We start from the raw sequence: 24,777 nt of genomic DNA on the forward strand, positions 1-24,777 counted from the left end.
CACCTAAAACTCGATTGTCGATGAATCCCCGATGTTGAGCGAGTTGGCCTTTCCGGAGAGGATGGCCCCGTCGCCGACGATAGAAGATCGTAGCGCCATGCGGCGAATTTCCGCGTGCGATCCGATGATGCTGTCCTCAATAATGGAGCTCGTAATTCTCGCCCCGTCTGAAATTGAGACATTCGGCCCTATGATAGAGTTCTCGATCTCGACGTCCTGCCCTATGCACACCGGCTCGATCAGGAGAGAGTTCCGGGGTTTCCAGCTCGACCGAGTCTTTTCTGCCAGGAGAAGCCTGTTGACTTCCAGCAGGGACTCAGGCCTGCCGCAGTCGTACCAGCTGCTCACTTCGAAGGTCCTGTAGTTCGAGCCTGCCTGTATGGCCAGCTGCAGGGCGTCTGTCAACTGAACCTCTCCCTTGCGAGGGCTGTTCATCAGCTGCTCGAGCGCGCTGATCAGGGCAGGGGTGTCCTCGATGAAGTACACGCCGGCGATACCGGTGTGGGAGGTAGATTCCCGGGGCTTCTCTACCAGTTTTTCAATCCTGCCGTCGCCATCATGATAAACAATACCGTACCGGCTCGGGTTGTCGATTTCCTTCACGCCGATGGAGCCGGAACACTTGCCGTTGCAGGCATGGAGCTTAGCGAAGTCGCTGTAGCCGCCCTTGAAGATCATGTCTCCGAGCGCTATCATGATCGGGTGGTCGCCGATCGCTTCCCGGGCCACGTAGATCGAGTGCCCGAGGCCGAGCTGCTGCTCCTGGTTGACGTACGTGATCTTCTTAAAAATGTCGCTGTAATGTTCGTCCACGTAGTCGATGAGCTTCTCTTTCATGTACCCGACTACGATGATCAGCTCGTCCGGCCGCAGATCGACTGCCTTGTCGAGGATGTGCCCGATTATAGGCTTACCTGCCACATATACCATGGGTTTAGGCTTCGTGTACGTGTGGGGGTAGAGCCGCTTTCCGGCGCCTGCCGCGGGTATGACCACCTTCATTCCAGACTCCTCACAGATTGCCAATGGCCTGCATGTTATATACTTTTATCGCCGCCTGGCAAGGATGAAGGCCATGAAGAGCATGCTGACGGCTGCCAGGGCTCCGGGGAACGGGGTCTGGACAGGTGTAGCAGGCTGATTTGCCGGCATTGCCGAAGTTAGCACAGAGGTATCTGGCTGAGCCGGAGACGAAGCCCCGGGAGCCGGAGTTGCTGCCACAGCCGAGGCCTTGAAAGCGATTACCTGGCTGGACAGAGTGCCGATCACGAGGTACTCGTTGGCGACAACCGGGGAAGCGAAGGCCCCTCCGCCTACGTCAATGCCCCACAGGCCCGAGCCGTCCTCCCTGTCGAGGGCGAACATCCAGCCGTCCTGGGTAACACCGTAGATCGCGTCGCCAGATACAGTAAGCGTAGAGTATATCGGCCCGTAGTACCCGGATACCCACTTCAGTGTCCCGTTATTAGCGTAGAAGGATTTAGCATAGCCACCGTAGGTGCCGACGATGACAGTACCCTGGCCGGGGTCTGCCGAAGGCGTGGCATCTGCCTTGTAGCCCAGGTTAGCCTTCCACAGTAGCGCCCCCGAGCTCTCGTCGAAAGCGAAGAGTTCCCCGCCGCGGGTGGCGATGAAGACCTTGCCATCGAAGATCATGGGGGAAGCGTGAATCTGGCTGGCCGTATCGTAGGACCAGTCTATGTTTCCGGTTGCCGCATCCAGCGCATACACCTGCCCGTCGTGCATGCCGATGAAGACCTTCCCCTGATCGCCGGCAGGTGAAGCCTGAGTCGTATTGCGCTCGAGTTTCCAGACAACCTTACCGGTGGCGAGGTCGAGGGCGTAGAAGTTACTGCCGTCCGTGCCCGTGAAAACCCGGTTTTCGTAGACCAGCGGCGACGAGTACATACCATCGCCTACCTGAGACTTCCAGACGAGCGAACCATCGGATGTGCGCACCCGATAGACGTTTCCGTCATATGACCCAAAGATCAGCGTGTCGTTCACAAGTGCAGGCGTATTCTCGATGGAGCCGCCTGCGGGGAAAATCCACTGCACCTTACCTGTCGCGAGGTCTGCCGCTATCAGAGAGTTTCCTGCCCCGTTCGCATAGTAAACGTTATTTCCGGAGATCACGGCAGAGCCAATGACTCCGTTGCCGGCGTTGTTTACCCAGGCTGGCTCCAGGGGCGGAGCCAGAGTATCGGTGGTGTACGAGGTATGCCGGGCGTCCTTTCTGACAGCCGTCCAGTCGCCCGCGATCGCCTGCGCCGGCATGAGGGCAAGCAAGGTGATGACTAATAGTATTGCGAGTGCTTTTCTCACTTTACATACCTCCGGCGATGATGGTCTTGCCTTCAGTGACCGCTTGCTCAGGCACCTGAACTTTTACTGTCCCTGAACTCGAAGTAAGGGTGTATTCCGGGCTCGTCAGGACATCGCCTGCCATGCCTGTCGAGTAGGGCACAGTAAAGCTGTAGGTACCTGAAGAGTCAGCAGTGGCGATACTATCGTATACTTTAGTAGTGCCGTCGTAGGTTACGTTCAGCCTGAGCCCGACTTTCGAGCCTGGCTCTGCGGTGCCGGTGATGGTCGCCCCTTTGACGTACTCAAAGATCTGCACGGTGTCCTGGCCATCGGTGATGTGCAGCAGGCGGTAGTGCTCCAGGCCGTTCTGCAAGCCGCCGATCGGGCTCATTCCGCCACAGCCCCACCCGTACCAGAGCCTGGCAAACATAGTGTTGTAGTACCGCTCGTTCCCTTCGTAGGCCACCTCCGACTGGTACGGCTGCGGCATCCGGTAGGTCACGAAGTACCGGTACGGGTCGTCGCCTGCTAGCGTAGGTATGTTCTCAAAAGTACCATAGTTGAACCCGAGGGTGCCAGGAGTCATACGCCGGTCGATCATCACGTAGCGGCTTTTGTGCGCGTCCATGATCAGGTTCGCCGAGGTCTCGTCCTGGGCGATGAAGTACCTCGAGCACTCATCGATACCCGTCTGGAAATTGTTAGAGACTGCAGGCCGCTCCGCCCGGTACAGGATGAAATTGCCGTCGTCCCACCAGTTCATGACGCTATACTCCGGCACGGCACCCATATCCGGCGAATATGTGTAAGACGTGGCCGGCGAGTGGTCTTTCAGCCAGGCCGCTGCCTGGTTCCAGTCCAGCGTATACGGCTCGGGAGTCGTGTACCGGGTGTAGGAGGAGTAAGCGGTCAGGGCGAGCACCAGCAGCAGAATCACAGCGGTGACGATCAGCAGTGGCGACAAACGGGCAGGTGTTTTTGTCCGGCCCTTATCGCCGGCCTTCCGAAGTTCCCCTGGTAACCGGTCCAGACCGGCTACGGACAGTACCCGGTACATTGCATAGCCAGCATATACTGACACGCAGGCTCCGAGCAGGTAGATAAACCGGGACTGCAGCAGCCCCAGCACGATGATCACGATCGACCAGGTGAGGAAGAAAATCCGCTCGTTGCTCGGGCGGGCCTTAGGGAACGAATAGATGAACCATGCCAGCCCTACGATAGCCAGGAACAGGGCAGTGGAAAGGAAAGCGAACATCAAGGTCAGCGAGAATTGTCCCGACCAGTAGAGCAGAGGTGCCACTTCCGAGATGGATGAGAGGATGACGTTGCCGCTTCTCAGGAAAGTGATACCGCCTTCGAGGCCGGCGAACACCGCCGGCAGGAAGGTTTTAATGAAGAGCAGTCCAGTCGCTCCCAGGATCACGATGCCCGCCGGGAGGACGAACCAGGGTGCCTTCGCCCGGGAGACAGCCTGCCGCAGCCCTTCCATGCACAGGAAGAAGCCAGCCAGGCCGGCCATGAAGATCAGGTGGAAGAGCGAGAGGTGGATGGCACTGATTTCCAGCCGCATGCCATGGTAGCTGGTAATGGCCACAGGCCCCACGATCAGCAGGGCGACGGCAGCCGCGACGAGGCCGGCGACCGAGAGGTACTCAGAGCCATCTTTTCTCCACGCGTCGACAGTATACTGGATAAGTGAGTATAGTATGATTACGCCGACGAAGATAGGTGCCCCGTCCCACGCGAAGACCATGGCTGCCGTGGCTGCACCGGCAAGAGCGGCATATACCAGAGGCTCCTTTTTCTGCGTCAGGTTCCGCAACGTCAGCCCCTGTGACTTTGCCCGGGAAACCGCCCGCATGAAGAGCACGTACATCGTAAGAGACAGCAGAACCTCAAGCACGTGATGGTCGACGTAGCCGAAGCTGGCCCGGAATATCGAGGCGGGCAGGATGGCCATGACAAACGCCGCCAGCAGCGCGACCTTCTCGTTAAAGACGTCCTTGACGAAGAAGTACGCAGCCACAATGGCGAGCAGCCCGAGGCCTACCGGTAGTAAAGCTGAGACCAGCTCGATGGTGAAGGTGTCAGGATTGCCGAGGCCGACGATCAAGGCCAGCGTAGCCCCCAGCACATCAAGGAGCGGCGGCCAGCCCACGAAGTAGCCGTGGGGATAGTTCACGTACGGGTCGAAGACGTTGGTAAACGGGAAGTTCTCGACAGCGTAGGTGATCCGGCGCATGTGATAGTAAGGGTCGAACTCTGCGAACATCACGCGGCCGTCCCGGATAGCATAGGTAGATGGCAGCATCCTGAAGACCAGGCCTACGACGAGGATGCCCAGCAGCAGGACACCGGGAAGCGAAGGTCTCCAGGACAGTATTCTGCTTGCCAGAGAGGCCCGAGTCTGCGGCGCCTCCGGCTTCGGGGCGGCGGCAGCAGGCACTTCCGCGGCGATTTCCTGCGTAGAAGACTGGACTGCCACGACATTGTCGATCGGGGCATCAGGGAGCTTCTGTTTAGGTGCACGTGACTTCTTCTTCGAAGAGCTCATGAGTAGGACCATTACTTAATCATACTCTTTTATTTAATAGTTAGTGGTGTCCGGAAGGTGCTGCCGGCCCAAAATACAGGCATACGTCGGCCGGTTCACATCACAGGCAGCCAGAAGTGCAGGAGATACTGGGCGGCAGGACGAGACGATAAATTTTTATCATGCCACGAACAACTACCCGCACATGGACGTCGGATGGGACAGAGATCCCTTGCCTTGCTCAGCCCCTGAAGGTGACTGGAAAGAGATGTCGCCGGAGATGAGCAGGCTCACAGCCAGCCCGAGCTACCTTTTGCTCGAGGTCATCCACTCCTGGCAAAAGAGGATTAAGGAAAAGCTCGCCGACTTCGACCTCACCAGCACCCAGCTGACCATGCTGGCCAGCCTGATGGTGATGACCAAAAACGGCAAGCTGGTTACCCAGGCAGACCTGGCGAGCTTCCAGAATGCGGATAAGATGATGGTCTCCGAAGTACTGCGTGCCCTGGAAAAGAAAGGCTATATCGACAGGCAGGAACATCCGGTAGACAGAAGGGCGAGATCCCTCGTGATCACTGACAAGGGGAGGGAAACCATAGACGTCGCCCTGAAAGAAGCAATCAGGTTCGACGAGGAGTTCTTCGCAGCCGTCGGCGAGGACATGGATACCTTTATCAAAATATTGAAAAGGCTGCTGTAAACTGAAGTAATATATAGTAAGAATCAGCCCTTATTGAGTCTGGAATAGCACATTAAAGACTTACGGTTTCATCGTTCCGTTATATAAAGTTATTTACTGAAGTGCCAAGGTATTTATAGTAAGTGAAGGTATAAGCTGCGCTTAGTAAGCCCACTTACTAAATACGAAGTGCCTTTGATAAAATGGCAGCCGGCTTAACCGGCCGCCTATCAAAACCGCAAAGCGAAGAGGTGTTAACATATTCAAAAAGCTCGGTGAGCTGATCGCCAGCAAACCGCTGGTGGTCATCGGGGTATGGGTACTCATTCTGATACTCATGGCGCCGCTGGCGCTCAACCTCTCTGACACACTGAAGTACGACGCGACGAACTTCATGCCGAAGGACACGGACTCGTCCAAAGCCCAGAAGATCTACGATACCCAGTTCCCGGCTCCGGAAACGACCCAGCTGATCGTAGTCGTCGAGTCGGATAACCGGACAGCAGCTTCTGACTTTATCAGAAGGCTCAACGCCACTGTCGTCAACGACAGCTCTATCGTAAACCTGTCAGGCACCACCTCACTTTGCGGGATGCAGCGGGCGATGCTGGTCAACATGACCCCCGAGCTCCACGAAGGGCTCTACGCCGGCTACGAGAACATCTCTGAAGCCAACTTTGAGATGTACAACGCTACCGACACGCTGCTCAATTCCAGCGAGGGCATGTACGATCTGAAGGAGGCTGTCCTGCAGATCAACGACCAGATCCATCGGGGCCAGCGGCAGATGCAGCAGCTCAGCAGCCAGCTCTACGCGGGCAGAGACCAGCTTGTCTCGGGCCATGATGGCATGTACCAGCTTAAGGCAGCCCCGGACATGATCTACGGGGTACCTCACAACTTTGTATCCATTTACCAGGGCAGGATCGGCGCGGGCGATAACGACTCGGTAAGCAGCGAGACAGCTTACAACGCGATGAGCTCCCAGGTCAGCGGCCCGGCTTCCGGGTACCTGGCGGCCTTCTACGGTGCCTGGAACAGCCCCGGCATCTCTTCGATCACCAGCCCGGACGAGAGAGCCCGGGCAGCCATTCAGGCAGCGTTCCCCCAGGTACTGGCAGGCATTTCTGACCCGGCCCAGAGAGCCATGTTCCAGGCGGCCTACGCCGGCATGAGCTACGACACCTACAGCCCGGCTGCAGTCAAGGCGTTCTGCGTTAACACTGCCATGGCCCAGGGGAACCTTGAGGCCAGCTATAAGCCCCAGCTGGAGGCAGTCTACGATCTCGGCCCTAACCCGTCTTCCGGCGCTTACGATCAGATGGTGCTGGCCGGCGCCCGCTCGATGCCGGGAGTCACCGACGACCAGTTCCAGGCCGTCAAAGATGTCTACTACATGGGCAGGAACCCCCACCCGGGCACCATTGCCGATTACCTGATCCGGAAGGCAAAGGAGAGCACGGATGATCCGGATGCTAAACAGCTCATCCAGGAAGCCTGGGATCTTGGCAACCCGACCGAAGAAGAGGCTAACAGCTACGTCCTGAAGAAGATCACCAAGGATATGAACGAGTCGGAGACCGCCACGGTCAAGGAAATCTATGGCTGGGGCCCGAAGCCGAACAACTCCACTGTTGCCGACTACGTGCTGAGGAAGGCGATGGAGGGTAAGAACGCTTCCGAGAACCAGACGATAATGGAAATTTACAGCCTCGGCCGCAACGCCTCCAACGAGAGTGTCAAGGCCTATGTCGTGGGGAAGATCATCGACAGCATGAACACGACAGGAGGCGACAACTCCTACTTCTTCGCCCTGCTGGACCTCGACAGGAACCTTTCCGATTCGGAGCTGGAGGCCTTTGCGGGCAACTGGGCGGACACCCACGACTACAACAGCCCCAAGATGTTCCCGGACCAGATCACGAAAAGCCTGACCGCAGGTAACGTGACGCTATACCTGGTGACGCTGGACGCGGACAATACCAAAGACGACGACCTGATCAACGCCGACATCGGGCAGCTGAGGAAAAACATCCTCGACCTGAAAGCTGCAGGAGACTTCTCCTCGGTCAACGCCTACGTGACCGGCTCCGGAGCCATGAGTACCGACACCGAGGCAGCCTCGATGAACGACATCAGCAACATCGACAAGTTCACGATCCTGGTCGTGCTGGTTCTCCTGCTGCTGTACTTCAGGTCGATCCTGACCCCGTTCGTACCGCTGGCCGCCATCGGCGTGGCCATCGTGAGCAGCATGGGCGCGCTGACCATCATCAGCCACTACATGGACCTTTACTACATCATCCAGACCCTGATCGTCGTGATCATGATGGGCGCAGGCATCGACTACTGCGTCTTCATGCTCTCGAGGTACGTCGAAGAGCGGCGCGAGGGTAAGGATAAGAAGGCCGCCGTGATCACCATGGTCGAGCACGCCGGCAAGAGCATCGCCTCCAGCGGCCTGACGGCAGCGCTGGGCTTCGGCGCGCTGATCTTCAGCGGCCAGGGCATGTTCACCTCCATAGGCGTCGGCGTGTCCATCGGGCTGATCGTCTCGATGATCACAGCCCTCACCCTAATCCCTGCGGTACTGATGCTGGTAGGCGATCGCCTGTTCTGGCCCAACAAGATCTTCAACGTGAAGCCGAGCCAGACCCTCACGGGCTTCTGGGACAGGCTCACCGGTAACGTGCTGAAGCACTCGAAGGTCATCGTGGCCCTCGCAGTGCTGCTGGCAGTGCCGGCGATCTTCTTCGCCGCCCAGCTCAGCACGGGCATGGACATGGTCTCGATGCTGCCGGACAACGTGGAGAGCAAGACCGGCTACGACGTGCTCGAGGAATCCATGGGCAGCAGCCTGATGGGCAAGGTCATGATCACGGCCACCCTGCCGGTGAACCTGACCGACGACTCGGGCAACCAGACAGTTGCGGCCATGAACAGGATAGAGAACATCTCCGCCATGGTCGGCGGTATCCACGGCGTAGACAAAGTCTATTCCATGACCCGCCCCGACGGCGCGACCATCACCTACGATAACCTGACAGGTTACTCCCCGGTCGAAAAGGCGTACTACGAGAAGTACATGGATAACGCCACCGGTTTAGACGGCCGGACCACCGTGATCTACGCCTCGTTCAACGGCTCCCCGTACTCCAACGAGGCCTTCCACGCCATAGACGAGATGCGGGCCATGCTCAAGGACAACAGCACCGGAGCCCTGGAGAATACCGAGTTCCACGTGGGAGGCTCCCCCGCCATGACGAGGGACGTAGAGGCCGCCAACATCAACGGCTTCATGGTAGTCCTGCCCATCGTCATCGTGGGCATCCTGCTCATCCTGATCGTGCTGCTGAGATCGGTGTTCCTCCCGTTCCGCATCCTGGTCACGCTATCCCTGAGCATCTGCATGACCCTGGCGGCCTACGTCATAGTCTACCAGATCGGGCAGGGAGCGACGATGATCTTCATGCTCCCGATGATGCTGTTCTGCGCCCTCATGGGCATGGGCGTAGACTACGACATCTTCCTCGTGACGAGGATCCTGGAGGAGAAGCAGAAGGGTAAGAGCGACCGGGAGGCGATCAAGAAAGCGATCTCCTCGACCGGGCTGATCATCCTGATCTGCTCCTTCATCATGGCCGGAGCGTTCGGCACCCTGATGCTGTCCAGCATGCAGATGATGCAGCAGATAGGCTTCGCGCTGTCAGCTGGAGTACTCATCGACGCCACGCTGATGCTCATGATCGTGGTACCCGCGGTCATGATCCTCATGGGCAAGTGGAACTGGTGGTGGCCCTTCGGGGGCCAGAGGTCTAAGGACCGTGAAGCGCCGGCAAAGCCGGGTGAGGATAAGGTAGCAGAACCTGCAAAGCTGGTGGTGCCAGAGGAAACTAAGAAAGAGTAAAGTCCAGGCAAAACAACAGTGCCGGGGAGTTTGCCCCGGCTTACTTTTTTCTGCAATTATTAATGGCCTTTGAACGCACACGATCGCTGCGCTGTGCCAGAAACACAGATTGAAACTGATGCCACAGATTGCACAGATACTAATCGATGATAAATAGGTTTAACGTCAACCACTTTGATCCAATGCCATCTGTGCAATTTGTAAAATCGGTATTCCATGAAAAACTGTTGGTCCGGGAGGTGTTGAGAGGTCGGGGAGGAGGTCGGGGAGGTACCGGGAGTTTGGAGAGGACACGTTCAAGCTGGGAGGTCAGGGAGGTCAGGAGGTCTGAGAGGAGGTTATGTGAGGTACCCGGAGGTCCGAGAGAATTTTGTTGGTGATCACATTCGAACTATCTGGGGCTGTCAGGTACCGTTTACACGAAGTACTCAAAGTACTCGAAGTACCCGAAGTCATACTTTAAGATCGGCTTGCAGTCAGCCCTTTTATCGTACTTCGCGTACTTCGTGTACCTTGTGTACTTCGTGTAAATGGTACGGGCGCTCATCCGAAAAGTGCAGAATAATACCCCGTTATCCTCCCAGACCTTTCCACACTCCCAGACCTCCTCTCCGACCTCTGTGACCGACACGGAGGTGTCCCTTGCCTATCTCTAACCTCCCAGCTTGAAAATCCTCCCCAACCTCCAGGGAACTCCCCGACCTCCAGGAGTTTTTCACAAGCTTAACTTGAAAACGCCCTTTTCATGACAGAATCAATCAGTGATCCTGGCACAGCGCAGCGATCGGCATCGCATCACCTCAAGAACGCCTGCTAAAGCAGGCGTTCAAAAGGCGAACAAGGCGAAAAGATTAATACAACACAGCACCAGCACAGCGCAGCGTTCGACTATGTTTTTCACCCCTTAGCCCCAGCCTTATATTACTTCACATCGCCCTGTATCGTGATCGTCTTCTCGCTGACCGGGATCTTCTTCGCCGACCGCTCCAGCGCCTTGTCCACAACGCTGCGCACGCCGCCGCAGCAGGGGACTTCCATGCGGGCGACGGTGATCGATTTGATCGTGTGTCTCGTGAAGATCTCCGCCAGCTTGGTGGCATAGCCTTCGAGGTCAGTATCAAGCTTCGGGCAAAAGATGATGACGATCTTGTCCCGGAGTAACTCAGTGTGGAAGCCCGCATAGGCGAATGGGACGCAGTCCGCTGAAATGAGCAGGTCGGCATCGTCGAAGTAGGGGGCTGCCGCATTGAGGAGCTTGAGCTGCACAGGCCACTGCCTGAGCTCGGATTCGGCCTTTTCAGCGGGCTTTTGGCCGGGAGCAGGGCGGTTTCGAGGAATGCTCTTCATCATCGACCCGGGGCAGCCGGCGTGGGGCGCATGGGTTAAGCCACCGGACTGTCCAGTGCCGGGAACGTTGATCTTATGCTCCTTCAGGTATTCCACCGCCTGTTTATACAGATCAGTCTGCCCGTGGTGGGCGAGGTGCTCCAGGTGGGCTTTGATGACAGACGGGCCCTGTCTGACGATGTTTTCCATGACCTTCTTTTCATCGTATGCTTCGGCTTCCCGCTCGACCACGCAGATAGCGCCCTCGGGGCAGGTCCCGATACATGCGCCGAGGCCGTCGCAGAATAAATCGCTGATTAGCCGCGCCTTACCGTCGATGATCTGGATGGCTCCCTCCGGGCAGCATGGAACGCACTGTCCGCAGCCGGTGCACTTGTCTTCGTCGATCTCGATAATCTTCCGTTTCATAAAAACGCTCAATTAAGTTCGTAAGCATGCGAACTCATAAAGCTTCCGGTGAAATATTATGGTTAATCACAGACAGTTTAGGACAGTCAGGTACCGTTTACACGAAGTACGCGAGGTACGCGAAGTACACGAAGTTTTACTATAAGATCATTTTACAGCATGCCGGTATTATCAAACTTTGAGTACTTCGCGTACTTAGCGTACTTCGTGTAAATGGTACGGGAACTCGTGCAAAACGATTCAGTAAGGACTATACTTCGTGTAAACGCTGCGGGCACCCGTACAAAAGGCTTCAGGCATAACAAAAAAAAATTGATGAAAGCCAGGCTCCCCTTTTCACCGGTTTACCGGCATGGTACTCTGCGGCATCATGCCCATTTGCGTCATCATTCCGCCGATCGATGAGGGAATTTTGTCCATCACGTAGACAATGCCGTTGTTGGTCTCGACGGCCTTGAGGAGAGTGGCGTCGTCCACCATAGTCTTCCCATCGGCCCTGCTGACTTTCAGCGGAATTCCGTTCAGGGTGGTGAGCATCTTGCCGTCCGTCAACTCGTCGGGCGTAACCATCCGGCTAACCAGGTGGCCGTTGACAAATTCCTGGGCTACCTGCTTATTGTTCAGCTTTTCCTTCATCGCATTTTTCATGTCAGGGCTCGTGGCATTCAGGGCCGTGTCAGAGGCGACGAAGAGCGTGTATTTGCCTCCGGGCATCATCATGCCTTCCAGCCCTGCCGCCTTCATCGTTGCAGCTGCAATGCTAATGTCTTTTGTATCCAGCATTGCTGGCAGCATATCTTTATCAGATCGCTCGACAGGTACCATAGCGCTGGCTTTAGTATTGCCAGACACTACCTGCGTCTGCGCCAGCGCCGGGGTCACTATGGCCAGCAAGAGCGCTGAGATAATCAGCATACTTGTGACTGTTTTCAATTTGTCCATCCATACCACCGATCTATCTGGGATGCATGGTAAATTGATAGATTTAACAAGTTTTTCCCACGGGCGACCTGAAACTATCATAATCTCAACATAATCTGTGCTACAGCCTGATTTTTCTTGACTAAGTAATATTCAGAATCCGAGCGATATTTAGGGTTAGACAATAACACCGATATCCCATCACACGAATTGATAAACAATCCATAGTAGCTGACTAAAGTTGACCAGCTATATCACAATAATAAAATACTCCTATGAAAATTATATTGGAATGATTTTTAATAATTACACAAACCCATTATATATTGAAGGTGGAATATTAATTAATCGTGATATTCTAAATAGTGTATTTCTTAGCCTTGTTCGGATAAGTATCGACTATCCCAATAGCACTTACAAGGTCACAAATAGCAGGAGTTTCGAGTATTATTTATGGTGATACTATCGAGGATTTTTGTTATCAATTAAAAATTCCCTGAATAGAGAGTGGAATATCTGGTATTTACCGCGCTCTAGTTTATCTATCACACCTTTCCTTAATAATTCCTGAATATATGGGGACATAATATTCTTTGATTTATGCGTATACTCAAGAGATTGTGCAAAGGAAAAATCTTGACTTGGAGATTTGATCGCAATTAGTGTTATGATCTCCTTTGCTTTTGGAGTAAGAGGGTGGTACATAGGTTTAAAGAAATCTTCGGCTAAACGAGATTTGATTTTGGGTCTAGATCTAATGATTAGATCCATTGAGATATGATCCTCGTCATCATTCATCGAGTCAAATATCAAATAGCTCATAGCTACTAAAACATATGGGTGCCCTTCACTTTTCTCAGCAATATATGTAATAGCATCTTCATCGATACCAACGTTTACAGAATCTAGTTTTTTTACGAGATATTGACGAATTTCATCCTTTGAAAAAGGTTTAAGTCTAAAACAGGGGAAAAATCGATTTAGCGGGGAAAAGGACTCTGACATTTGATCAGGGAAATTAAGCTTTCCAGCTAGAACAACCATATAGTTAGAATCGGTGGATATTCTTTGGAATACCTCCCTGAGAAACGTTAATGCTCCAACCAAATTGTCGCGCTCTAAAGATTCAGCTTCATCAAATAAGATAACACAAGCACAATATTCAGTTTTTATTTCATCCCATAATTTTAATAAACGATCACGTAATAAATCTTGTACGATATCTTCTTGTTCTTTAACTGGCGCAGACTCTCTCCAAACGATATAAGGCGTTAAAGTTTCAGTCCATTCCTGTTCAAGCTTTTGTTTCAATTCAACCGATCGTCTGCTAAGAAGTTCCCGTTTAAGATTGGATGAAATATAATTGGTAAGTTCCAGTATATTTTTTAAGTTCCCTTCATAGTTTGATATCCGTAGAGTTAAACAATTATTGTTTTTTGCAATATTTTCGAATTTAATTAGAATCGATGTTTTACCCGTGCCCCTGTTACCGCTTATAGACATATTCATCGGCGAACCATGCATTGTCTGACTAAGGTTTTTTTCGAATTCCAAAATTTCGGGTTCTCTACCAACGAAAAAGTCCGGCCTAGCTGGAGTTTGCGGGTTAAACGGATTATAACGAATCACAATAGATAAAAAGTATAACGAGTATAAATAAGTATTGTGAGTATTACATATTCAAATATACTCGTTATACTTTTTATCTAATGACCAATTTCAAAAACTTTAAGTTACTATCAGTATTCACAATAACTTATGCTTATGCAGCAAGCTACATCAGTTCCTTTAGCTCAAAACAACTCCACCTTAGAATTATTGCTTAATATCAATACATATCAGCAATCACCCTTTCTACCTGATCGGTTAGCAGATAATTACATGACAATAGCATCAGTAATAATCAGCCTTTTCGCATTTGTAATAGTAATTTACCAGATAAGACAGACCAAACGGGCAATAGCGTTAACTCAAATATCGTTAGATATGACGAAACAATCTATCGAATTAAACCAAAAAACAATGGATGTAGCTAAAGAAGAAATTAATAGTAGACTAAGGCCGTTTTTAGGTTTTTCCGTTCCACACGTACAACTTGAAAAAAATAAAACCATAATTGTCAATGAGATTACCAATTATGGCAACTACCCAGCCACAAACGCAAGAATAAGAGCAAAGCAAGATACATCAAAAATTGACGTTACACTACAATTAGAAGATGATACTCCATATGTAATAATTATGCCAAATCAGAATCACAAAGGACAAATGGTTGTTAATACAAATTTAGATATGGTAATTAATGAAAGTAATGAGTATTACCTACTACTTTCTGTATCATACCATAATGATAGAACTAATAAAACCCATATCACTAACACCTTATTTAAATATAATCTAAGAGATAAGTTCGTAATGATAGATAGTTTTGTTACATAATTATTTGTATCATTAAATTGCAAATCAATGTACTGTCAGTGGCCGTCTTATTATACGTCAACTTTTTCCCATTTTATGAGTTGATTAACGGGCGCTTATCTACAAAGTAGTTGACAATTGGTTCAAATATTATCAACAAACCAACACCACAATTTAGGATAAATAGAACTTTTCCTGAAAATGTAAACATATTTCAGTTTTATACTGTATATCAGGCAATATTCGAGTAGCAAGGCTGTTGAAATAATTTTGAACCTTACAAGTGAATAGTATAACATAACTGGAAATTAGATTTAAAATTTATTGCCCTTAGGATACAACTCCTATTTTTCTATAATATCCTTCACACTGATCGCCGGGTGATGGTACCTTGCGATGTCAGCAGACTTCCCGCCGATCTCGACCGCTTGTCGAGGACACCAGTGGAAGCAGGCCAGGCAGTGTGTACAGTTCGAGCCCCAGGTGACCTTTTTATCAGCCAGGGTCACGTTGTTGACCGGGCACAACTTCGTGCAGGTGCCACAGCCGCTACACTTGTCCGTGGTGTGGTACCGCCGGGGGAGCCGGTAGATTTTCTCTGCAAAAGTGCTCGACAGGCTGCCGAGGGCGCGCCACTTTAAAGCGTTCTCCTTTGAGACAACTTGTTCCTTCTTCTGCAGCGCTTCGATGATCTTAGCGAGCTCGGCATCTGCCGCTTTAAGCACCTGTTCCCGCTTCTCCGCAGGGGTGACAAGGTTGATCCAGATATAAGCGTTGTCTGGCATGATCAGGCTGAAGCCGGCCGACAGGTGGCTGCCGTTTGCCCTGAGAAGCTTGTCCAGTTCATGATTAGAGGCCCCAGCTTCGCCACCGACGGTGACGATGCTGAAAACGTAAGCTTCAGGGCTGAGCTTCAGCTTTTTGACGTAGTTCTGGACGATGACCGGCATGTTCCCGTAGAAGACCGGGAATACGAACCCCACAGTATCGCTGTTATCTTCAATTGCCTGTTCACTATCAGGCTTCGCCATATTGACGAGCTTGCAGTCGCCGAGCTTTTGAGCAACAGCCCTCGCCACGTAGAGCGAGTTCCCGGTGCCGGTAAAATAATAGATAGTTCCAGCCATGCTTTAGACCCCCTTTTCCAGCAGGTCGCACTTCCGCATCACGCTCGTAAACAGGAGATCGATATTCGCCTTGTACCGGACCATTGCCTCCCGGTCGAACGTGTAGTAGATGTGGTTGCCGTCCTTTTCAGACTTCACGATTCCGGCGTACTTCAAGGTGCTCAGGTGCCTGGAAACGGCCGGCTGGGAGATCCCCAGCTGCTCCGCCAGCTCAGTGACACATATCCGCTCCTTGCCGTCCGAAGCCAGGAGGTAGATCAGGTACATCCGGTTAGCGTCGCCGAGGGCTTTGAAGACTTCCGCCATCTGTTTCGACAGCTCGCACGTAGAATCGCAGTCCATAGTATAACAATATAGCTATATGCGTATATTGTTATGTAGTTTACGGTTGAGGGTGGCTAGACCGGATGACCATAGAAGCTCACACTGAATCCCCGCTGTTCGTTAAGGCCCCTGGTTTGCATGCTGCATCTGTTCCGGCCAGTACGAGAAGCCTACATTATGCCCCAATTCCAATATCCGACCTTCCTAAATTACCTTTTTGTAATTCACGCACTATAATTCTATTATTTCGACAAAATATTTTTAATATAGCCTGTTTAAATGGTCAGTATACTCAACCGTACGTAAAATAACCCTGCGAGCCGGTATGGGGGTGCCAGACAGAGACTGATAGACAGATGTTGTCTGGACGGGGAAGATAAAAATCCGGCCCCGCAGGACCAATTCAGGGTGGGACCGTTATGGAAAATGAAACAGTGCTGGCTAAGACGAACGTGGACTTCATGTTTCCCCCAAAGCCCGAAGGGCCGTTCGACGAGAGAGCCTGGGTTAAAAATGGCCTGCTGACCATCACTAACCTGTACTTCAGACTCAGCACAGCGACTGCAACGCAGGCGATTCCGCTGAAGGGCCTGGAAGACGTGGATATGAGGATAGCCGGAGAAAGGAGTATGCTCGTCATGACACGGTACGACGAGGGAAACTTCAAGTCGTATGCCATCTCCGCATCCCCTAAGGCTCTGGAGACGCTGCGAAAGTTTTTCATCCAGTTCATCTCCGACGCGTTCAAGACGAGTATCTATTTTATCTCTCCCGCGAGCCGGGGAGGCGTGGTCCTGACCAACGTGGCCTGGGATAAAGGGCTGCTGCTGGCCACCCAGAAGTCGATCTGGTTCATGTCCAAGGACAAGCAGATCCGGGTCGGGCTGGACAGCATCACCAAGATCAAGCGCGAGGCCAGGAAGATGGGCGGCAAGGACCGCTACGTGCTATCTGTCGACTACTTCGAGAAGAACGAGTCGCTCAGTAGCCTCGTGCTGTGCCCGGATAACACCATGGATTTGCTCGAGAGGTACCTCACTGACCTGATGGAGAAGTACAACAGCCTGGGAGAAGACCAGAAGCTGACCGACATCGAAGGCCAGGTGGCGACGCTGATTTACAGCGGCGTGGACTCGAACACTATCCAGTCGATGCTGAGCATCGACAACAAGACCATGGATCAATATTACGACAAGCTCCTGAAGCTCGGCATGGCGAACGTCGTGCGGGTAAGAAGAGAGCTGGAACTGACCCCCAGGGGGGTCAAGTTTGTCACCGACATGATGAGCAATTTTACCACAGAGAAGAAATAGGAGGCTAAGACTTGGCAAAGATTATGATTGTCGACGACGCGGCGTTCATGCGAACCCTGCTGAAGAACATCCTGTTCCCGAAGGGCTACGAGATCGCGGGAGAAGCCGACAACGGCGCGGTCGCTGTCGACAAGTACAAGGAGCTGAAGCCGGACCTCGTGACCATGGACATCGTGATGCCCAACGTGAACGGGATCGAGGCGCTCAAGCAGATCAAGGAATTCGATCCCAATGCAAAGGTGATCATGTGCACTGCCGTCGGGCAGGAAAACATGGTCCGGGCAGCGATCATGAGCGGCGCGAAAGGCTACATAGTCAAGCCCTTCCAGGCGCCCAAGGTGCTCGAGGAAGTCCAGAAAGTACTCGGATCATAAGTGAGGTTTTCTCTTGATCAGGGTGCTTGTGGTCGACGACTCGATCCTGATGCGGACGATCCTGACGGACGTCATCAACGTGCCGGGCGAGATCGCCGTAATCGGAACGGCAAAAAATGGCATTGAAGCCGTCGAGATGATCAAGAAGCTGGCCCCGGACGTGGTCACCATGGACATCGAGATGCCCAAGATGGACGGCATCACCGCAGTCCGGACGATCATGAAGGAAAAGCCGACTCCAGTGATCATGCTCTCAGCTCTGACTCAGCAGGGCGCCAGGGAGACTATGACGGCGCTGTCGGCCGGAGCGTTCGACTTCGTACCCAAGCCTTCCGGATCAATATCGCTGGATATCGACAAGGTCAGAGAACCGCTGCTCGCGAAGATACGGGCGGCGTGCAGGGTGGACCGGGACAAGCTGCAGAGCAGCCCGACCGCGGACCTGCCAGAGAAACAAAAGCCCAAAAGGGCAAACGCTGTTAAGGCGAAGAAGCTGGTCGTGATCGGGTCCTCTACGGGAGGCCCGGGAGCGCTGGAGAGAGTGCTTACGCGACTCCCCGGCGACCTGAAGGCAGGCATCTTAGTGGTCCAGCACATGCCGGCGGGGTTCACGAGATCGCTGGCCGAGAGACTCAACCGCATCTCCGAGATCGACATCAAGGAAGCGGAAGAAGGAGACACGATCCTGGAAGGAAGGGCCTTGATTGCGCCGGGTAACTATCACATGCTCATCAGAAAAGGCCTGAGCCAGCTAATCACGCTAAACCAGGAGCCGCCCGTGCATGCGGTGCGGCCGGCGGTCGACATCACCATGAAGTCGGCGGCAAAGGTGTACGGTGATAACATCGTGGGCGTCATCCTGACCGGCATGGGCAGCGACGGTGCCTTCGGCCTTAAGGAAATCAAAGACATCGGAGGCCGCACTATCGCTTGCGACCAGAAGACTTCCGTGATCTTCGGCATGCCAAAGGCAGCCATAGAACTGGGGTGCGTGGACCGCGTCGTGCCCCTGGACGACATCGCGAATGAAATAGTCGGTATGCTAAGGGGGTACTGAACAATGGATATGTCTGCATACAGAGATATGTTCGTAAGCGAGGCGAGGGAGCACCTGCAGAACCTGAACAGTTCGCTGCTGGCGCTTGAGAAGTGCCCCACCGACGCTAACGTGATACAGGAGATCTTCCGATCGGCCCATACCCTCAAGGGTATGTCGGCGTCCATGAGCTTCAAAGAAATGGAGACGCTGTGCCACAGGACGGAGAACCTCTTTGACAGGATCAGGAACGGGCAGCTGATGGCCGACTCTAAAGTCGTGACCGTGCTGTTCAAGTCGCTGGACACCCTGGAAGCGATGATCGACGCCATCGAGACCGGAGACTCAGGTAGCCTCGACGTGTCGGCCCTCGTAAAAGAGATCGAGAGCATGGACGTGAACAGCTGCGACTCCGAGCCCGCTGTGACAAAGCCGGCCCACGAAGCGCAGCCGGTAAACGCCGCTCCCGCCGCCGGAGATACGCCAGAGGTACAGTCCATGGCCATCCCGGCAGGCGCTGCCGCGGGCTCGAAAGAGTTCGAGGTCGTCGTGACCGTGGAAAAGTCCTGCGAGTTCAAGGGTATCCGGGCCTTCCTGGTCATCCAGCAGCTCTCGGAGATCGGCAAAGTCACGAGCACTGTCCCGGAGATCAAGGACCTCGAAGACGAGAAGTTCGGGCAGGAGTTCACAGTAATACTGCAGTCGGACAAGGCGGCGGAGGACGTCCAGAGGAAAGCGAGGAACGTCGCTGAGATCAGCGCCGTGAAGGTCACGGAGATCATCAGGAAGGACGCCGCCGGGGGGCCTGTCAAGCCCACGGCCAAGGATGGAACCAAAGCCATCCACAGCGTCCGCATCGACATCGATCGCCTGGACATCATCATGAACCTGGTCGGCGAGCTGGTGATCAGCAGAGGCCGGCTGTTCGAGATCAGCGGCAAGCAGGGTATTCACGAGCTGAACGAAACCCTCGGCATGGTCGACCGCTCTATCACAGACCTGCAGAACGAGGTCATGCGTATCCGCATGCTGCCGGTGGACCACGTGTTCAACCGGTTCCCCCGCATCGTCAGGGACATCAGCAAGAAAGAAGGGAAAGAGATCGAGTTCACCATCGAAGGCCAGGACACAGAGCTGGACCGGACAGTGCTGGACGAGATCAGCGACCCGCTGAACCACCTCATCCGCAACGCCGTCGACCACGGCGTGGAAAAGCCGGAAGTCAGGGTTGCCCAGGGCAAGCCTGCTGTCGGCCACATTCAGCTCATCGCCCGGAGAGAGCGGAGCAACGTCATCATCGAGATCATCGACGATGGTAAAGGCATCGACGTAGACCGGGTGAAAAAGAAGGCAGTAGATAAAGGCCTCATTACCCAGGCGCAGGCGGATGCCATGACCGAGGAAGAAGGGGTCATGCTCATCTTCAAGCCGGGCCTCTCGACCGCGGACAAGATCACCGAAGTCTCGGGCCGGGGCGTGGGCATGGACATCGTGAAGACCAAGGTTGAGAGCCTCGGCGGCACCGTCAAGATCGAGACCCGGCCTGGCAAGGGCACGAAGACGATTCTCAAGCTGCCTCCGACCATAGCCATTGTACAGGCTCTGCTGGTCAACGTGGGCAGCGAAAAGTACGCCATATCGATCACCAATGTCGTGGAAACTGAGTACGTGAAGAACACGGACATCAAGACCATCAGCGGCAACGAAGTCATCGTAATAAGAGATTCGATCCTGCCGCTGTACAGGCTGTACAGGTACTTCGACGTGGAGGTCGACCCCTCGATCACCCGGCACACGGCTGTCGTGGTAGAGAAGGGTGAAGAAAAAGTAGCGCTGCTGGTGGACTCCATCGAGAGCCAGCAGGAAATCTTCGTCAAGCCGCTCGGCGGGCTGCTGCAGAGCATCAAGGGCTTCGAAGGCGTCACGATCATGGGCAACGGCAGAGTCGTCCCCATTCTCGACGTGGCGACCATTACGGAGGTGAAAAAATGAACGACATGACACAACTAAGCGAGTTCCAGATGGACTCCCTGAAGGAGCTGGGCAACATCGGCTCCGCACATGCAGCTACATCGCTGTCCATGATGGTCGGTCAGGACATTGACATGAGGGTACCGGAGATAGAGATCGCGCCGCTGGAGGCCATCAGCTCCCTGATAAACCCGGACGAGAGAGTCGTTGGAATTTACTTCCAGCTGATCGACGGTGACTCCAACAGCGACGGCCACATCTACCTGCTCTTCCCTGAGCAGAGCGCGTACTCGATCTCTGACATGCTCATGTGCCAGGAAAAAGGCACCACCAAGGAGATCACTGACCTGGAAAAATCGGCCCTGATGGAAGTGGGGAACGTCCTGATATCGTCTTTCGGCGACGCGTCGGCAGAGCTGCTGGGCATCACCATGCTGCCTTCTACCCCGACCTACAGGTACGACATGGCCAGAAGCCTGATCGACGAAATTGTAACCGACTTAAGCAAGACTACTAAGAATGCCATCCTCTTCAAGACGGCGCTGACAAACGAAACCAACAACGTAAACGGCTACCTGCTCTTGCTGCCGGAGCCGCAGACACTGGAGAACATGTTGACGCTGCTCGGGGCCAAGGTCAATGGCTGAAGAAGAGATCAAAGTAGGCATGGGAGACATAGCGGTTGCCCAGAACCTGGGCACCCTGGCCATCATAGGGCTCGGGTCATGCGTAGGCGTGGCCCTCTATTACCCCAAGGGCCGGATTGGTGGATTAGCCCACATCATGCTGCCCGACAGCAGGCGCTCCAGGCCGGGCACGAACATGGAAAAGTACGCAGACGTAGGACTGCCGGTCATGCTCGATCGCATGAAAAAGCTGGGAGCGGAGCCCATGTGGATGACCGCCAGGCTCGTGGGCGGCGCCAGCATGTTCAAAGGCCCCAACGGCAACGGAGCGGGTGCTTTCAACATAGGCGAGAGCAATGTCGCAGCCTGCAGGGAATACTTGAAGAAGGAAAAGATCAGGATCGCAGGCGAAGAAGTCCTCGGCACCAAAGGCCGCACCATGCGCTTCGACCTGACGACAGGCAAGATTTCCGTCCGCTACGTGGATGGCGTCACGCTCGAGCTTTAGATTATACTCTTTATTACAACGTACATCCTTCGACAGGCTGGACATTATAATTTGGTATCACCCCAAACTTTTATATCCATAGCCGATTATTTTAAAACCATGAAAGATATCGACGGGTACGAGCTGAGCCCCAAGAAAAATGAGCTGCTCAAATACCTGCTGAACTGGGACGGCGTGGTGAAGACCACGGACATCGCAGGCGAATTCGAGGTCGACCCGTCCACGATCACCAAGATGATCGGCGAGCTGTCTACCACCGGGCTGATCGAGCACGTCCCCTACCACGGCGTCAGGCTCTCCGATACTGGCCGGGAGTATGCGGACTTCCTCGTTCGGCGGCACCGCATCCTGGGCCTGATGCTGTCGCACTACGGGCTCACCCACGAAGAGGCGTGCGCCGAGGCCGCCAGGTTCGAGAGCTACGTGAGCAAAGAGACGATCGACCGCATCTGCGCTTCGCTGGGCCACCCGACGATGGGCCTCTGCGGGCGGATTAAGCACGATACGTGCTGCTGTTGCCCGACCGACGACAGGTAGGTGAGACCGATGCCCAGCAACATTTCCGGGCACATCCCGGACCTCGACCTGATTACCTATTACAGCGAGAACAACCGCACCTTCTTCGCGAGGATAAGCCCGTGGACAAAAGCGATCATGCTTGTAGTCATCGTGCTCTTTATCACGCTGATCAAAAGCATGGCCCTGCTGACGTTGCTGTACGTAGCCGTACTGCTGGTCTACGCTGCCGCGGGACTGCCGTTGAAGAAGCTGTTCGCCTGGTATACGCTGCCGCTGATCTTCGTGCTATCTCTGGTCCTGCTCATGATGTGGAACGTACCGGGGAATACCCTGCTCTCCTTCGGGGTGGCAGGATACGGCGTGACACTGACGGATAACGGCCTGCTGCTGGTCGCCCGGCTTGCGATTAAAGCGCTGATCTCCGTGACCTTCTCGCTATTCTTCCTGATGACCACGAAGTACAACTACTTCTCGACGATGATCTACCGGGCCTTTCCGGCCCCCGTCGACCAGATCTTCCTGATGTCCTACCGCTTCCTCTTCATCACGCTGAAGATGGTCGACGCCATGATCAAGGCGCTCCGATCGAGAGGCAGCGGCCTGATCTCGGGCATGGCAAGAGCAGGGTAAGCTATTCGCAGAGGTTTTTGCCCTGGTATTCATCCGCTCGTACGACCGGGCTGACCGGATTAACAAGGCCATGGAAAGCCGCGGCTACAGTGGTAAGTATATCGCAGTGACAAAACTACCGCCAATGAAGCTCGCTGACTATGGGTTCGTGCTGATTTCCGTGGCGGTAACCGCCTACCTCGCCTGGAGGGGCTTGTAGATGACACTTTACAGATTCACCAATGAACAACATGTAGCCTGCCCGAAGGCAGGCCAGGAGCTGATCCACGTAGACTGCGTGAGCCACACTTATCCCGACGGCAGCGTGGGCATCCACCAGATGTGCTTCCACGTCCACCCCGGGGAGATCGTCGGCCTCTGCGGGGCTAACGGCTCCGGCAAGTCGACGCTGATCGAGCACCTGAACGGGCTGCTCGAGCCTTCGGAAGGCAGGATTGCAGTGCTCGGGGCGGAGATGAAGGGCAGGCGCAAGGACATCTGGAAAAACGTTGGCATCGTCTTCCAGCGATCGGATGACCAGCTGTTCGCGCCTACAGTGCTGGACGATGTCATGTTCGGGCCGGTCAACATGGGCCTGAGTATCGATGCCGCAAGGAAGGCCGCCGAAGAAGCCCTAAACATGGTAGGAGCCATGCACCTGGCCCAGAAGATGCCTAACTACCTCTCGGGAGGGCAAAAGCGCCTGGTCTGCATTGCAGGCGTCCTGGCTATGAAGCCGAAAGTGATCGCCATGGACGAGCCGACCTCAGACCTCGATCCGCAGCATGCCGAGATCGTCGAGCAGATCATCCGGGACTTGAGGAGCAAGCACGACATTAGCGTGGTTATAGCGACGCATGATATGGACATGGCCGCCAGGCTGTGCGATCGCATCTGCGTCGTCAAAGGCGGCTCCATCATCGCAGATGGAACGCCGGCGGACGTGTTCTACGACGAGCCCACACTGGTGGAATCGGGCCTGAAGAAGCCCCGGGTGGCCGAGACTTACGAGGCGATATGCAGGGTCACGGGTACTTCGCCGTGCAACAGGCCGATTACACCGGAGGAGCTGGCCCTGTGCGTAGAGGAAATTATGAAAGAGAAGCTGAAAGCAAATTTGGGGGATACCCAAAATAAGTCTCAGGATACTATTACCGGAGGGATCTAATGGCACACATACACTTAGAGGACGGCTCATTCTACCTGCAGTGGGTCCTCATATGGACGATCGTAGCGCTGGTCATTATAGGCATCTGCGTGTTCTGGCTGCGCAACGTGAGAAAGATGGACAGCCGGCTGATGACGCTGGCGGCCCTGTGTACCGCTGCGGCCTTTGCCGTCTTCCAGATCGAGATACCGGTCTTCGGCGGAGTCCACCTGAGCCTGACCCCGCTGATCGGCATTCTGGCAGGCCCCGCCGTCGGCGGCGTCATCGTCCTCATCGTCAACGTGTTCTCGGCAGCCATAGGACATGGGGGCTGGGGCATCATAGGAGCCAACGCCATCGTCAACATGGCCGAGATCGTGGGCGCCTTTTTCATCTATACATGGCTGTCGCGCAGCATGAAGATGAAGGCGTTATACTCGGCGGGCATCGCCACTTTCGTGGGGCTGTTCCTCGGCAACGCAGCCATGATCGGGATCATCCTGGTCTCAGGTATCCAGGGTAAAGACGTAGTACTGGCCGAGCTCTCGCTCGTCGCGGCCGCCAACCTTGTCATGGCGATAATAGAGGCGTTTGTCACCGCGTACATCGTTGCATACATTCAGAAGGTCAGGCCAGACATGCTGGGCGCCAGAAAGCAGGAGAGCATACAAAAGCCCCAGTAATCCAGCGATCTAGTGGT

Annotated in this window: 23 protein-coding genes; 14 read left to right on the forward strand and 9 right to left on the reverse strand. The window is 54.1% G+C overall.

What is annotated here, in order from left to right; genetic code table 11:
* Positions 1-3: 3 nt before the first annotated feature.
* From ACPLPM_RS14845 to ACPLPM_RS14855, 3 genes are read right to left on the reverse strand one after another with little or no spacing between them, the layout of a single operon-like run.
* Positions 4-1,002, reverse strand: a complete 999-nt coding sequence (locus tag ACPLPM_RS14845) for a sugar phosphate nucleotidyltransferase (RefSeq protein WP_424357551.1) — start codon at positions 1,000-1,002, stop codon at positions 4-6.
* Positions 1,003-1,047: 45 nt separating this feature from the next.
* Complete coding sequence (locus ACPLPM_RS14850) at positions 1,048-2,325, reverse strand: PQQ-binding-like beta-propeller repeat protein (protein ID WP_424357552.1); 1,278 nt, start codon at positions 2,323-2,325, stop codon at positions 1,048-1,050.
* Position 2,326: 1 nt separating this feature from the next.
* Entirely contained in the window at positions 2,327-4,876 is a 2,550-nt protein-coding gene (locus tag ACPLPM_RS14855) for an oligosaccharyl transferase, archaeosortase A system-associated (protein ID WP_424357553.1), read from the reverse strand.
* A gap of 172 nt (positions 4,877-5,048) precedes the next feature.
* On the opposite strand from ACPLPM_RS14855, the gene ACPLPM_RS14860 reads away from it, so the two are divergent.
* Positions 5,049-5,543, forward strand: a complete 495-nt coding sequence (locus ACPLPM_RS14860; protein WP_424357554.1) for a MarR family winged helix-turn-helix transcriptional regulator — start codon at positions 5,049-5,051, stop codon at positions 5,541-5,543.
* 280 nt (positions 5,544-5,823) lie between these two features.
* Positions 5,824-9,429, forward strand: coding sequence for an efflux RND transporter permease subunit (locus tag ACPLPM_RS14865; protein WP_424357555.1), 3,606 nt, complete (start codon positions 5,824-5,826; stop codon positions 9,427-9,429).
* Between the two features lie 415 nt (positions 9,430-9,844).
* Here the strand turns inward: ACPLPM_RS14865 and ACPLPM_RS14870 are convergent, their stop codons facing one another.
* From ACPLPM_RS14870 to ACPLPM_RS14885, 4 genes are all read right to left on the reverse strand, one after another.
* Positions 9,845-10,060 carry a hypothetical protein gene (locus ACPLPM_RS14870; RefSeq protein ID WP_424357556.1) on the reverse strand — a complete coding sequence of 72 codons (216 nt, stop codon included), beginning with the start codon at positions 10,058-10,060 and terminating at the stop codon, positions 9,845-9,847.
* Positions 10,061-10,350: 290 nt separating this feature from the next.
* Positions 10,351-11,184, reverse strand: a complete 834-nt coding sequence (locus ACPLPM_RS14875) for a 4Fe-4S dicluster domain-containing protein (RefSeq protein WP_424357557.1) — start codon at positions 11,182-11,184, stop codon at positions 10,351-10,353.
* 336 nt (positions 11,185-11,520) lie between these two features.
* Positions 11,521-12,126: a fasciclin domain-containing protein gene (locus ACPLPM_RS14880; protein WP_424357558.1), complete on the reverse strand. Its 606-nt coding sequence runs from the start codon at positions 12,124-12,126 to the stop codon at positions 11,521-11,523.
* A 441-nt stretch (positions 12,127-12,567) separates the two neighbouring features.
* Positions 12,568-13,734, reverse strand: a complete 1,167-nt coding sequence (locus ACPLPM_RS14885) for an AAA family ATPase (protein ID WP_424357559.1) — start codon at positions 13,732-13,734, stop codon at positions 12,568-12,570.
* Between the two features lie 135 nt (positions 13,735-13,869).
* Between ACPLPM_RS14885 and ACPLPM_RS14890 the strand changes: the two genes are divergently transcribed.
* Positions 13,870-14,544 carry a hypothetical protein gene (locus ACPLPM_RS14890; protein WP_424357560.1) on the forward strand — a complete coding sequence of 225 codons (675 nt, stop codon included), beginning with the start codon at positions 13,870-13,872 and terminating at the stop codon, positions 14,542-14,544.
* A 323-nt stretch (positions 14,545-14,867) separates the two neighbouring features.
* Here the strand turns inward: ACPLPM_RS14890 and ACPLPM_RS14895 are convergent, their stop codons facing one another.
* Together ACPLPM_RS14895 and ACPLPM_RS14900 are read right to left on the reverse strand one after the other, a co-directional pair.
* Positions 14,868-15,650, reverse strand: a complete 783-nt coding sequence (locus ACPLPM_RS14895; protein ID WP_424357561.1) for an EFR1 family ferrodoxin — start codon at positions 15,648-15,650, stop codon at positions 14,868-14,870.
* 3 nt (positions 15,651-15,653) lie between these two features.
* Positions 15,654-15,992: an ArsR/SmtB family transcription factor gene (locus ACPLPM_RS14900; protein WP_424357562.1), complete on the reverse strand. Its 339-nt coding sequence runs from the start codon at positions 15,990-15,992 to the stop codon at positions 15,654-15,656.
* 401 nt (positions 15,993-16,393) lie between these two features.
* Here ACPLPM_RS14900 and ACPLPM_RS14905 point away from each other — a divergent pair, with 401 nt between their 5' ends.
* From ACPLPM_RS14905 to ACPLPM_RS14955, 11 genes are all read left to right on the forward strand, one after another.
* Positions 16,394-17,287, forward strand: coding sequence for a CheF family chemotaxis protein (locus tag ACPLPM_RS14905; RefSeq protein WP_424357563.1), 894 nt, complete (start codon positions 16,394-16,396; stop codon positions 17,285-17,287).
* An 11-nt stretch (positions 17,288-17,298) separates the two neighbouring features.
* Positions 17,299-17,661, forward strand: a complete 363-nt coding sequence (locus tag ACPLPM_RS14910) for a response regulator (RefSeq protein ID WP_424357564.1) — start codon at positions 17,299-17,301, stop codon at positions 17,659-17,661.
* Between the two features lie 22 nt (positions 17,662-17,683).
* A complete protein-coding gene (locus tag ACPLPM_RS14915; RefSeq protein ID WP_424359993.1) occupies positions 17,684-18,718 on the forward strand; it encodes a protein-glutamate methylesterase/protein-glutamine glutaminase in 1,035 nt (344 codons plus the stop codon).
* Between the two features lie 3 nt (positions 18,719-18,721).
* Positions 18,722-20,689, forward strand: a complete 1,968-nt coding sequence (locus tag ACPLPM_RS14920; protein ID WP_424357565.1) for a chemotaxis protein CheW — start codon at positions 18,722-18,724, stop codon at positions 20,687-20,689.
* Positions 20,686-21,315, forward strand: coding sequence for a chemotaxis protein CheC (locus tag ACPLPM_RS14925; protein WP_424357566.1), 630 nt, complete (start codon positions 20,686-20,688; stop codon positions 21,313-21,315). The genes ACPLPM_RS14920 and ACPLPM_RS14925 overlap by 4 nt, the downstream gene beginning before the upstream one ends.
* Positions 21,308-21,802 carry a chemotaxis protein CheD gene (locus ACPLPM_RS14930; protein ID WP_424357567.1) on the forward strand — a complete coding sequence of 165 codons (495 nt, stop codon included), beginning with the start codon at positions 21,308-21,310 and terminating at the stop codon, positions 21,800-21,802. The genes ACPLPM_RS14925 and ACPLPM_RS14930 overlap by 8 nt, the downstream gene beginning before the upstream one ends.
* Positions 21,803-21,901: 99 nt before the next feature.
* On the forward strand, positions 21,902-22,339 hold the full coding sequence (locus ACPLPM_RS14935; RefSeq protein ID WP_424357568.1) for a metal-dependent transcriptional regulator: 438 nt from the start codon (positions 21,902-21,904) through the stop codon (positions 22,337-22,339).
* Positions 22,340-22,348: 9 nt separating this feature from the next.
* Complete coding sequence (locus tag ACPLPM_RS14940; RefSeq protein WP_424357569.1) at positions 22,349-22,951, forward strand: energy-coupling factor transporter transmembrane component T family protein; 603 nt, start codon at positions 22,349-22,351, stop codon at positions 22,949-22,951.
* Between the two features lie 31 nt (positions 22,952-22,982).
* Positions 22,983-23,150, forward strand: coding sequence for a hypothetical protein (locus ACPLPM_RS14945; protein ID WP_424359994.1), 168 nt, complete (start codon positions 22,983-22,985; stop codon positions 23,148-23,150).
* Complete coding sequence (locus ACPLPM_RS14950) at positions 23,151-24,098, forward strand: energy-coupling factor ABC transporter ATP-binding protein (protein WP_424357570.1); 948 nt, start codon at positions 23,151-23,153, stop codon at positions 24,096-24,098. It abuts the gene before it with no gap.
* A complete protein-coding gene (locus ACPLPM_RS14955) occupies positions 24,098-24,760 on the forward strand; it encodes an energy-coupling factor ABC transporter permease (protein WP_424357571.1) in 663 nt (220 codons plus the stop codon). The genes ACPLPM_RS14950 and ACPLPM_RS14955 overlap by 1 nt, the downstream gene beginning before the upstream one ends.
* Positions 24,761-24,777 lie beyond the last annotated feature (17 nt).

The sequence above is a fragment of the Methanocella sp. MCL-LM genome, assembly GCF_049676595.1.
Classification (GTDB): domain Archaea; phylum Halobacteriota; class Methanocellia; order Methanocellales; family Methanocellaceae; genus Methanocella_A.